This window comes from Streptomyces incanus (assembly GCF_042656345.1).
GTDB lineage: Bacteria > Actinomycetota > Actinomycetes > Streptomycetales > Streptomycetaceae > Streptomyces > Streptomyces incanus.
Genome location: NZ_JBHSPC010000100.1, coordinates 183,412 through 192,602 on the forward strand (window position 1 = coordinate 183,412; position 9,191 = coordinate 192,602).

At 70.3% G+C, this 9,191-nt stretch carries 10 protein-coding genes and 2 pseudogenes; 4 read left to right on the forward strand and 8 right to left on the reverse strand.

What is annotated here, in order from left to right; all coding sequences use genetic code 11:
• Positions 1-14 precede the first annotated feature (14 nt).
• The gene (locus ACFP2V_RS29515) at positions 15-773 is read left to right on the forward strand and encodes a hypothetical protein (RefSeq protein WP_381218364.1); all 759 of its coding nucleotides are present in this window, start codon (positions 15-17) and stop codon (positions 771-773) included.
• Here ACFP2V_RS29515 and ACFP2V_RS29520 read toward each other — a convergent pair.
• From ACFP2V_RS29520 to ACFP2V_RS29545, 6 genes and pseudogenes are all read right to left on the reverse strand, one after another.
• Positions 760-1,179: an NUDIX hydrolase gene (locus ACFP2V_RS29520; RefSeq protein WP_381218339.1), complete on the reverse strand. Its 420-nt coding sequence runs from the start codon at positions 1,177-1,179 to the stop codon at positions 760-762. The two genes, ACFP2V_RS29515 and ACFP2V_RS29520, sit on opposite strands and share 14 nt — an antisense overlap.
• A 70-nt stretch (positions 1,180-1,249) precedes the next feature.
• On the reverse strand, positions 1,250-2,101 hold the full coding sequence (locus tag ACFP2V_RS29525; RefSeq protein WP_381218340.1) for an isocitrate lyase/PEP mutase family protein: 852 nt from the start codon (positions 2,099-2,101) through the stop codon (positions 1,250-1,252).
• Positions 2,102-2,209: 108 nt separating this feature from the next.
• Positions 2,210-3,295 carry a rhamnogalacturonan acetylesterase gene (locus ACFP2V_RS29530; protein WP_381218341.1) on the reverse strand — a complete coding sequence of 362 codons (1,086 nt, stop codon included), beginning with the start codon at positions 3,293-3,295 and terminating at the stop codon, positions 2,210-2,212.
• The gene (locus tag ACFP2V_RS29535) at positions 3,292-4,710 is read right to left on the reverse strand and encodes an RICIN domain-containing protein (RefSeq protein ID WP_381218342.1); all 1,419 of its coding nucleotides are present in this window, start codon (positions 4,708-4,710) and stop codon (positions 3,292-3,294) included. Before ACFP2V_RS29535 ends, ACFP2V_RS29530 begins: the two co-directional genes overlap by 4 nt.
• Positions 4,707-4,961, reverse strand: a pseudogene (locus ACFP2V_RS29540) (alpha-N-arabinofuranosidase); the annotation flags it as partial. The pseudogene ACFP2V_RS29540 and the gene ACFP2V_RS29535, both read right to left, overlap by 4 nt.
• A gap of 229 nt (positions 4,962-5,190) precedes the next feature.
• The gene (locus ACFP2V_RS29545; RefSeq protein ID WP_381218343.1) at positions 5,191-6,024 is read right to left on the reverse strand and encodes a class II glutamine amidotransferase; all 834 of its coding nucleotides are present in this window, start codon (positions 6,022-6,024) and stop codon (positions 5,191-5,193) included.
• A gap of 109 nt (positions 6,025-6,133) precedes the next feature.
• Between ACFP2V_RS29545 and mmuM the strand changes: the two genes are divergently transcribed.
• Positions 6,134-7,045: a homocysteine S-methyltransferase gene (gene mmuM / locus ACFP2V_RS29550; protein ID WP_381218344.1), complete on the forward strand. Its 912-nt coding sequence runs from the start codon at positions 6,134-6,136 to the stop codon at positions 7,043-7,045.
• Here the strand turns inward: mmuM and ACFP2V_RS29555 are convergent.
• Positions 7,044-7,487, reverse strand: a pseudogene (locus tag ACFP2V_RS29555) (ATP-binding protein); the annotation flags it as partial. The gene mmuM and the pseudogene ACFP2V_RS29555 sit on opposite strands and share 2 nt — an antisense overlap.
• A gap of 135 nt (positions 7,488-7,622) precedes the next feature.
• On the opposite strand from ACFP2V_RS29555, the gene ACFP2V_RS29560 reads away from it, so the two are divergent.
• Both ACFP2V_RS29560 and ACFP2V_RS29565 read left to right on the forward strand, forming a co-directional pair.
• Complete coding sequence (locus ACFP2V_RS29560) at positions 7,623-8,408, forward strand: Scr1 family TA system antitoxin-like transcriptional regulator (protein WP_381218345.1); 786 nt, start codon at positions 7,623-7,625, stop codon at positions 8,406-8,408.
• The gene (locus ACFP2V_RS29565; protein ID WP_381218346.1) at positions 8,405-8,602 is read left to right on the forward strand and encodes a DUF397 domain-containing protein; all 198 of its coding nucleotides are present in this window, start codon (positions 8,405-8,407) and stop codon (positions 8,600-8,602) included. The genes ACFP2V_RS29560 and ACFP2V_RS29565 overlap by 4 nt, the downstream gene beginning before the upstream one ends.
• 160 nt (positions 8,603-8,762) lie before the next feature.
• Here ACFP2V_RS29565 and ACFP2V_RS29570 read toward each other — a convergent pair.
• Positions 8,763-9,191 (reverse strand): hypothetical protein (locus tag ACFP2V_RS29570; RefSeq protein WP_381218347.1); only part of this gene is annotated, 429 nt, incomplete at its 5' end.

A 9,191-nucleotide genomic window follows, 5' to 3' on the forward strand; every position in this document is an offset into this window, starting at 1 on the left:
GAAACGGAGTGTGCATGGGTGGTCGGCAGGTCCTGGCGGCACGGCGGTTACTGGCCGAAACGCTGGACGGTGCGTTGCTCGAGCGGGACCACGTGGCCGCGGCCTACGCGGTCGTCGATGAACTCGGCCCGCCGGACAGGCTCTTGGAGCTGATCGTCGAACTCGCCTGTGGCGAGGGCGATCCCGAGGCGGCGGCCCGGCTGTCGTACCGGCACGTCCTCGGCTTCGACAAGCTGCTGCTGGTCGACGCCGGCCCGCAGCACATGCTGCGCGCCCATGTGTGGCACGCGGGCGTGGGCGGCACGGGCCGGGAGGACGTCCACAACCACCGCTCGACGCTGGCCTCGCACGTCGTACGGGGCCGGCTGTGGACGGAGTTGTACGAAGAAGTGCCCGAAGGGCGGGACGGGGAGCGGGCCGGTGCGCGGGGCGGCGGCATCGCGGCGGCTCGCTTCGAGGAGTCGCTGGCCGAGGGGTCGGCGGACTGGCTGCTGGCACCGGCGGGTCCGGCGCGGCTGCGGCTGACGCACCTGGGCCAGTACGCGGCGGGCAGCACGTACGCCCTGCCGGCGCGCACCCTGCACCGCGCCTGGTGCGACACGGAGGGTCCGACGGTGACCCTGTTCCTCGAGACGGGCAGTCAACGGCGCCGGCACACCGATGTGTTCACCCCGGGCGGGCCGCACGCGGGGGCGGTGCCGAAGGTGCCGATGGACGTACCGGCCTATCTGGAGTCGCTGGGCTCCCTGGCGGACCTGCTCAGGAGTCCGTGAACGCCTGCCGGACGATGTCCAGGTTGTACTCGTCGATGTCGACGCCGGTCAGCTCGCCCGGGCGGAGCCAGGCGTGGTCCTGGTCGGGCCTGGGCAGCGTGACGTCCCGGGACAGCGGGCGCACCAGGAAGTTCTCCTGCCAGTTCTTGGTCTCGTGCCCGGCGTACTCGCTCAGGAAGGACGATTCGCCGACCTTGCGCACGATCTCACCGAGCAGGCCGGTCTCCTCCTTGAGCTCGCGCAGCGCGCCGTCCGGGGCACTCTCACCCGGTTCGAGCTTGCCGCACGGGACGCCCCACACCCGGGGCAGGAATCTCTCGTGCTCGCTGCGGCGCACCAGGAGCACGCGCCCTTCTTCGTCCTTCACGACCGCTGCCGCAAGCCGTTTGTCGCCGGGGATGTCCATGCCCATGGTTCCTCGGTCCCTCGGTCTCTCGCCGGAGATGAGTACAAAGGTTCTGATACCCGCGAAAGCGTCAACCGTACCAGCGCCGACCGAGGGACGCAGTGGCGTCGGCCGCACCCCGTACGGAGTCCCTGCTCAGCGCCTGGACCTCCGCGTAGGCGGGTGTGGTGCCGGTGGGCGCACGCCCCTCGCGGATCTCGGTCGCGGCCTCCACCGCGGCACCCAGCGCCCGCCGGTACAGCAGGGATCCGAGGCTGATCCGTCGCACGCCGAGACCGGCGAGCTGCGGAACGGAGGGGCCGGTGGGCGAGTAGAGGATGTTGAGCGGCACGTCGAGCCGGCGCACCAGAGCGGCGATCTCACGCGGGTCGGTGAGGCCGGGCACGAACACACCCTGAGCACCCGCCTGTTGATACGCGTCGAGCCGACGGAAGGTGTCCTCCCGCCTGCTGCCGCCGTCCGCACCGGGACCGGCGGCCCAGTAGGTGTCGGTCCGGGCGTTGACGAAGAGTCCGGGGGCCGCCGCCCGCACCGCGGCGATCTTCGCGGCGTGCCGGCCGACGGGCCCGAGCCCGTCCTCCAGGTTGATCCCGACAGCACCGACGGCGTACACCTCGCGTGCGAACGCGGCGACTTCTTCGGGGTCGTCGCTGAATCCGTCCTCCGCGTCCACGGACAGCCAGTACGGCCCCGAGCCGAGCGTGAGGGCGAGCAGCAGCGTCTGCTCACGCGTCGCCGCCGCCCCGTCGGGCAGCCCGGCCGCCGCGGCGACGGCCAGGCTGGTGGTGCCGACCGCCCGGAACCCCTGCGCGGCGAGGGCGGCGGCGGAGGCGTGGTCCCAGGCGTTGGGCAACAGGATGGGCTCGTCGGCATGGTGCAGTCCGGCGAACCCGGTGACGGCGTTCGGCGCGCTCTCGGTCATACGGGAACGCTAGCCGCGGAATGCTTCGGCACCGGCCGAAGTGTGCCGGGGGGTGTTCATGAGGGGAGCCTGGGACGCTCCGGTTCCGGTCGGAACGTCCCAGGGGCTTCATCCCCTCCTGACCCGGCCCTCGGGCACCAGATGCCGGAGGACGAGCTCGTCGCGGACCAGGGCCGCGAACCGGGTGGCGCCGTACTCCGATGTGTGGGTGTTGTCGCGTTTCTCGTTGTAGAGGTAGAGCGCCTTGGAGCCCTCCACGCCGAGGGATTCCACCAGCGCCTTGGTCCTGGCGGTGAGGTCGATCAGCGGGACGCCGGCTGCCGAGGCGACGGAGCGGACGACCGCCGGGTGGTCGACGCCGAGCCCGTTGACCAGCAGCGCGGTGTCGTTGTTCAGGGTGCCGTCGGCGTTGAACCAGCGCCGCACGACGGGCGTCACGAGGACCGGTTGGCCGCCCTCGGCCCGCACGCCCGCCACCATGGTCTCGAGGTTGGCCCGGTAGGTCGCCTCGTCGGTGGTCTTGTCGTTGTGGGCGAGCTGGATGAGGACGAGGTCACCGGGCCGGATCAACAACCGGACGGTGTTCCACAGCCGCGGGTTCCCCAGATAACTGACCGTACTCTCGCCGGAGTCCGCGTGGTTGACGATCGAGAGACCCTTGCGCAGGTACTGCGGCAGTTGCTGGCCCCAGCCGGAGTACGGGTCACCGGGCTGGTCGCAGGCGGTGGAGTCGCCGACGAGGAGGATCTGCCGGGTGTGCCGGTCGGCGGCCGGGGTGACCCGGATGTCCGCGAGCGCGGGGGCGGCGCCGCCGATGGCGAGGTCGAGCCCGGGGCTGCCGTCGGGGCCGGTGGGTTCCCCCTCGGGCGTGCGGACGTCGACGGTGAAACCGCGGGTGACCCGCTGCCCGGCCTTGGCGGCGGTCTCCGCGAGGAGCGTGCGCCTGGTCTCGCCGCCGATGGCGGTGCGGGAGGCGGCCTGGCCCCCGAGACGGACCTGTACGTCATAGGTGCCGGGTGGGAGGTCGAAGTGGCAGGCGACGGCGGTGCAGTTCTCGATGCCGAGGGTCGGGCGGTAGTCCCGCGTCCGGGCCACGGCCTCAACGGACGACAGCCCGAGCCCGCCGGCGATCGTCGCGGCCGCCACCGCGCCCGCGACGAAAGCACCGGCCGACCCTCTTTGCCGCATGCTCATGTCCCGCGTGTCCACTGCTGGTTGGTCCCTCCGTTGCAGATGTACGTGATCAGGGCGGCCGAGTTGGCGGTCGCGCCGCCGGACACGTCGAGGCATTCGCCGGTCGCCCGGGAGACGAGGGACACGTAGGAGCCGGTGGTGGAGATCGACCACTGCTGGGCGGTGGCCGCGGCGGAGACGGAGCAGTTCTCCTGCGTGACGGTGCTCGCGTTCTCCTGGAGGCACAACGAGCTGTTGCGTACGACGAGTTGGTGGTAGCCGTTGCCGAGCGGCTTGAACCAGAACCTCTGGTTGCCACCGCCGTTGCAGTCGTACTGCTTGACCTGGGCGCCCTGCCACAGCGACTGGCTCGTCACATCGGCGCACTTCCCGCTGTGCCGGGCGATGAGCGTGTTGTACGTGGCGGAGGTCCCGGTGACCGTTCCGGCAGCCGTGTCGACGGTGATCTCGGGTGACCAGGACAGGGACATCGAGGTGGAGGACGGGAAGGTCAACGGCAGCCACACATAACGGGAGTCGTTGACCCTGCCGCCGAAGGAGTTGCCCCAGCGGTCCCCGAGGTACAGGTACGAGGTGCCCGAGGACCCCTGCACCGGCAGGACGAACGCGGTCTGCGATCCGTAGGTGGTCGCGTCCCCCGCATTGCGCATCGTCGACCAGGGGCCGGCGAGGCTGGTGGCGGTGGCGTACTGCTGCTGGTTGGGGTTCCAGCCGGTGGCGCCGGAGGTCAGCATGAAGTACACGCCGCCCCGCTTGAACAGGGCCGGGGCCTCGCGGTGGCCGCCGGGCCACGGGTTGGCGACCAGGCTCGCGATGCCGGTGTGGTCGGCGGTCAGCCGGTAGATGTGCAGGTCGTAGTTCTCGCGGGCGGCCGAGACCATGTAGCCGGTGCCGTCGGTGTCGGTGAAGACGGTGATGTCGCGGGACATGTGCTGTCCCAGCGGGCGGAAGCTGCCCCGCCACTCGTAGTCGCCGTCCACGGTGTCGGAGACGGCGACGGCGGCGCGGGCCTCGCCGTAGTCGGAGCCGTTCTCCTTGTGCATCCACATCACGAACGTGCCGGTGGCCGCGTTGTACATGACCTTGGGCCGCTCGATGTTGGCGGTGGCGAGTTCCGGGTCACTGGCCTCGGTGAGGACGTGGTTGCGGAACTCCCAGTTCTTCAGGTCGGTCGAACGGTAGGCGTCGACGTACCGGAAGGTGTTGTCGGCGTTGCGGTGCTCGCCGAACCAGTAGTAGTACGCGCCGACCTTGATGATCCCGCCGCCGTGGGCGTGCACGGGGTTCCCGGTGACGTCGGTGAACTGGACTCCGTTGCCGATCGATCGGGGCGCGGCCTGTGCGGGCCCGGCGGTGACGAGGGCACCGGCGAGGGCGAGGCAGAAGGTGAGCAGGACCGCGTACAGGCGTCTCACGTCACACCCCCTTTGCCGCTCGTGGTCGTTCCGTCGGCCACGGGGATGCCGAAGTCCGGGGTGCCGTCCGGCTTCCGGCCGAGGGTCTGGATGCGGGTGTGGCGGTTCGGGGCGCGGAGCGGATCCCCGTCGATCTCCTTGCACTGCCGGGCGTGGTGGACGAGGACGGCGGTACGACCGTCCTCGGCCACGGTGGAGCAACTGTGCCCAAGGCCGTACTACCGGGTCGTGTCATTGTCGGTGAAGACGGGGACGAGCGGGGCGGGTCGGGCAGGTCGTAGGCGGCGCGGCTCATGCGGTCTGCCTCTCACGGTGGGAGGACGCTCGCGATCACGGAATCGTTCGACATCACGAACAACATCTGACATGGCGAACGCCGACAAGGTAGAGGCGCGTCACGGACAGGTCAACGGGTCGGGCGGGACGAAGGCGTCCCGCCCGCTCTCGCCGGGGCCCGTTGCCTCTCACCGGAGCCCGCCCCTACGCCGCCCGAGGGGTGAAGCGGCGCATCACGTCGCCTTCGGACTGGACGATGCCGTATCTGCCCTCGGGGACCTCGTTCCAGGCGCCGGGCAGGTCCCCGAGCGGCTCCGACACGATGAGGCGGGTCTCGTCGGAGACCTCACGCAGGAACGCCACGTCCGGATGGAGAGAGCGCAGCGTCTCCACGCGAGTGCTGTAGAAGAGCGAACGGGACGCCTTCCGGGTCGAATAGCGGAACGCCCACAGCCGTTGACCGTCGGTCACCGCGACCGTCATCTGCAGCGGGAACTCCACACCGTGCTCCCACCCGACCCGCTCCACCAGGCCCGCCATCCGCGCGACCGCGCCCGGCGGGTCCTGCTCCAGGCCGAAGGTGAGCGCCAGATAGAACATCAGCTCGGAATCCGTCGACCCCTCGACGGAGAGAAAGAGCTCCGGATCGACGGCCAGGGCGAGGTCGCGCCGGATGCGGTCGAAGTCCGCGATCGCGCCGTTGTGCATCCACATCCAGCGGCCGTGACGGAACGGGTGGCAGTTGGTCTCCTGCACCGACGAGCCGGTCGACGCCCGGATGTGGGCGAAGAACAGGGGCGAACGGACATGGCCGGCGATCTCCCTCAGATTGCGGTTGCTCCAGGCCGGACCGACGTCCCGGACGACCGCCGGGGTGTCGGTGTGGGACCCGTACCAGCCCACCCCGAACCCGTCGCCGTTGGTCGTCTCGACGCCCAGTTTGGAGTGCAGGCTCTGGTCGATCAGCGAGTGCTTCGGCCGGTAGAGGATGCTGTCGAGCAGGATGGGGGTGCCCGAGTAGGCGAGCCACCGGCACATCGTCCACCGCCTTCCCGACCGCGGGTCGTCTCCCTTCAGGATCCCAGCCCTCCCGCAGAGGCGCGCTGCGAGGCAGGCCCGAGGGCCGCCTCGACTACCGTCGGGGGGTATGAGCACCGCCCCCGCCCTCGCCGACGCCCTCACCGGCGGCACGGTCGTCCTCGACGGCGGCATGTCCAACCAGCTCGCGGCGGCCGGACACGACCTGAGCGACGCACTGTGGTCGGCGCGGCTGCTCGCCGAGGACCCCGAGGCGGTCACCGAGGCACACCTCGCCTACTTCGAGGCGGGCGCGGACGTGGCGATCACCGCCAGCTACCAGGCGACGTTCGAGGGCTTCACCCGGCGCGGCATCGGCCACGACCGGGCCGCCGCCCTGCTCGCCCTGAGCGTCGAGTCGGCCCGCGCGGCGGCCCGGCGGGCCCGGGTGCCCCGCCCCCTGTGGGTGGCGGCGTCCGTCGGCCCGTACGGCGCGATGCTCGCCGACGGCTCCGAGTACCGGGGTCGGTACGGCCTGACCGTGGCCGAGCTGGAGCGCTTCCACCGCCCGCGCATGAAGGCCCTGGCCGCCGCGGAGCCCGACGTCCTGGCCCTGGAGACGATCCCGGACACCGACGAGGCCGAGGCCCTGCTCCGCATCCTGCCCGGCCTCGGCATCCCGGCCTGGCTGTCCTACTCGGCGACAGGCGACCGCACCCGTGCCGGGCAGCCGCTGGAGGACGCCTTCGTGCTCGCCGCCGAGGTGGACGAGGTGATCGCGGTCGGCGTGAACTGCTGCACCCCCGAGGACGCGGGCCACGCGGTCGCCCTCGCGGCCCGCGTCACCGGCAAACCGGTCGTGGTCTACCCCAACAGCGGCGAGGTCTGGGACGCCGGGGCGCGGGCGTGGACGGGCCGCGCCACGTTCACCGCCGAGCAGGTCACGGGGTGGCGTGAGTCCGGGGCCCGGCTGATCGGTGGATGCTGCCGGGTGGGCCCGAAGACGATCTCGGCGATCGCGGGGACGCTGCGGGAGCCGTAGCGAACTCGCGCCACACGACCTTCCCCGGGTCCCGCTCCCCCACGCCCCACTTGTCGGCCAGCTCGCCCACCAGCAGCAGCCCGCGCCCGCCCTCCCCGGGCTCCGGCACATCCGCCTCCTCCGGTACGGCCGGTACACCGCCCCCGCTGTCGTGCACCTCGACCCGTACGCCACCGTCGCCGTACGGCAACATCCTCAGCAGAAATCCAAGACCGGGCGGCACACCGTGCACCAGCGCGTTGGTGGCGAGTTCACTGACGCACAGCAGCACATCGTCCTCACGCCCGAGCACGCCCCAGCCGACGAGCGCCCGGCGCGCGAAGTCCCGGGCGTCGGGCACGGACCGGCGCTCACGCCGAAAGAACCGCTCAAGTGGGGCGGGGACCCGGGGCACGGGTGAAGTTTCCTGATTCACGGGACGAGAGTCACGCTCCGTACCCATCCTGGAACAGTCCGCGCACCCGTACGTCCCGAATGTACGCATGAGCGGCAGTGAACGTACACGCGCGGGTGGGGAGTTCGACCTATGAGCACCACGGCAAGACCACGGTCCCGGTCACGCAGGAACGCGTCCGCGATGAAGATGGTGGGCGCCCTGCTCGCCACCTTCCGCGAGGCGGCGGGCCACACCCAACGCTCCCTGGGCGAAGACTTCGTCGTGAGCGAGCAGCAGATCGCCTCCATCGAACAGGGCAGACGCCCCCTGAAACCGGACCTCGCCGACCAACTGGACGACCTCCTGGACACCAAGGGAGCGTTGACGGCTGCGCTGGCCCATATGCCGGAGGTCGACCTGGTCCCGCTGTGGGCGGAGGAGTATCTGGATCGGGAGCGGGAGGCCATCGCGATCTCCTCCTACGAGAACCAGGTGGTGCCGGGATTGCTCCAGACGGAGGCGTACGCACGAGCGGTCTTCCGCAGCCGTATCCCTGTGATTGACGAAGGCGAAATTGAACAGCACGTGGCGGCACGCACTGAGCGGCAAACCATCCTCCGCGACAAAGAACCACCGATCACGTGCTTCATCATCTGGGAGGCGGTACTCCGAGACCACCTGGGCGGCGGCAAGGTGTACGTCGAACAGTTGCGGCATCTGCGGCATCTCTCCGAGCTTCCAGGCCTCACCTTGCAGGTACAGCCGCTGGGCCGGACAAGTCACGCAGCCCTCGACGGCCCCTTCGTCCTCTTGGAGACACCCGAACATCAGCGGCTCGCCTACACGGAAACCCAACGCGGTAGCCAACTGATCGCGAATCCCGACGAGGTGGCGATTCTGACCCAGAGGTGTGCCATGCTGCGGTCTCAGGCCCTCAACCCCGAAGATACGAGGGATCTGCTGGACCGTCTGCTAGGAGACCAATGAGCAGCACCGCACTTCGGTGGTTCAAGTCGAGCTACAGCGGCAGCGACGGCGGCAACTGCATCGAAGTGGCCGCCCACCCCACCGCCATCCACATCCGCGACTCCAAAACTCCGGGCGCACCTCACCTCACCGTCGCTCCGGAAACCTGGACCGCGTTCCTGCCCGTACCGACGCAGGAAACCGCCACGGCATAGGCAACCGCCGGGGCCGCACCGCCGGTGGCTTCGCCCACCCATGGCTTCGGTGCAGTCGGCTGACACCCCGGGGGTCGATTACTTGTCCTGCCGGGAGGCCCACTTCACCCGGTCGTCGGCCTTCTCCGCCCGGCTGAACCGCTTCTCCAGGGGTAAAAGCTCAGTCGTCGGCCGCGACGAGGAGGGTGATCCGCCCAGCCGAGCGGTCGATGAGCACGAACTCGTGAAAGCAGTCGTGCACACGCCCCCAGTCGTGGATGTCCTCGTCCCCGAGCCCGCTCAGGTAGGAGATGTGGTCGGCCGCGGCCAGGCGGTCGAACACCTCCTGCCGCAGATCCACCTCCAGTTCGGAGGGCACGTCCCCAAACTGGTTCGCCCACTCCCGGAGGATGTGCGTGCTCTTCTCCCGGCCGACGGTTTCATGGACGTCGGGGGTGACCGACCTCAGCCAATACGGGCCGTGCCTGGGGCCCTCCGGCAACACCCCGCCACCCGCGTAGTCGTCCCGGAACTGTTCATGCCCTATAAGTGGGTCTCCGAATTTAGTGGGGGTGTGCCTCCCGTCGGCTCCGCCGGGTGGTTGCACAGC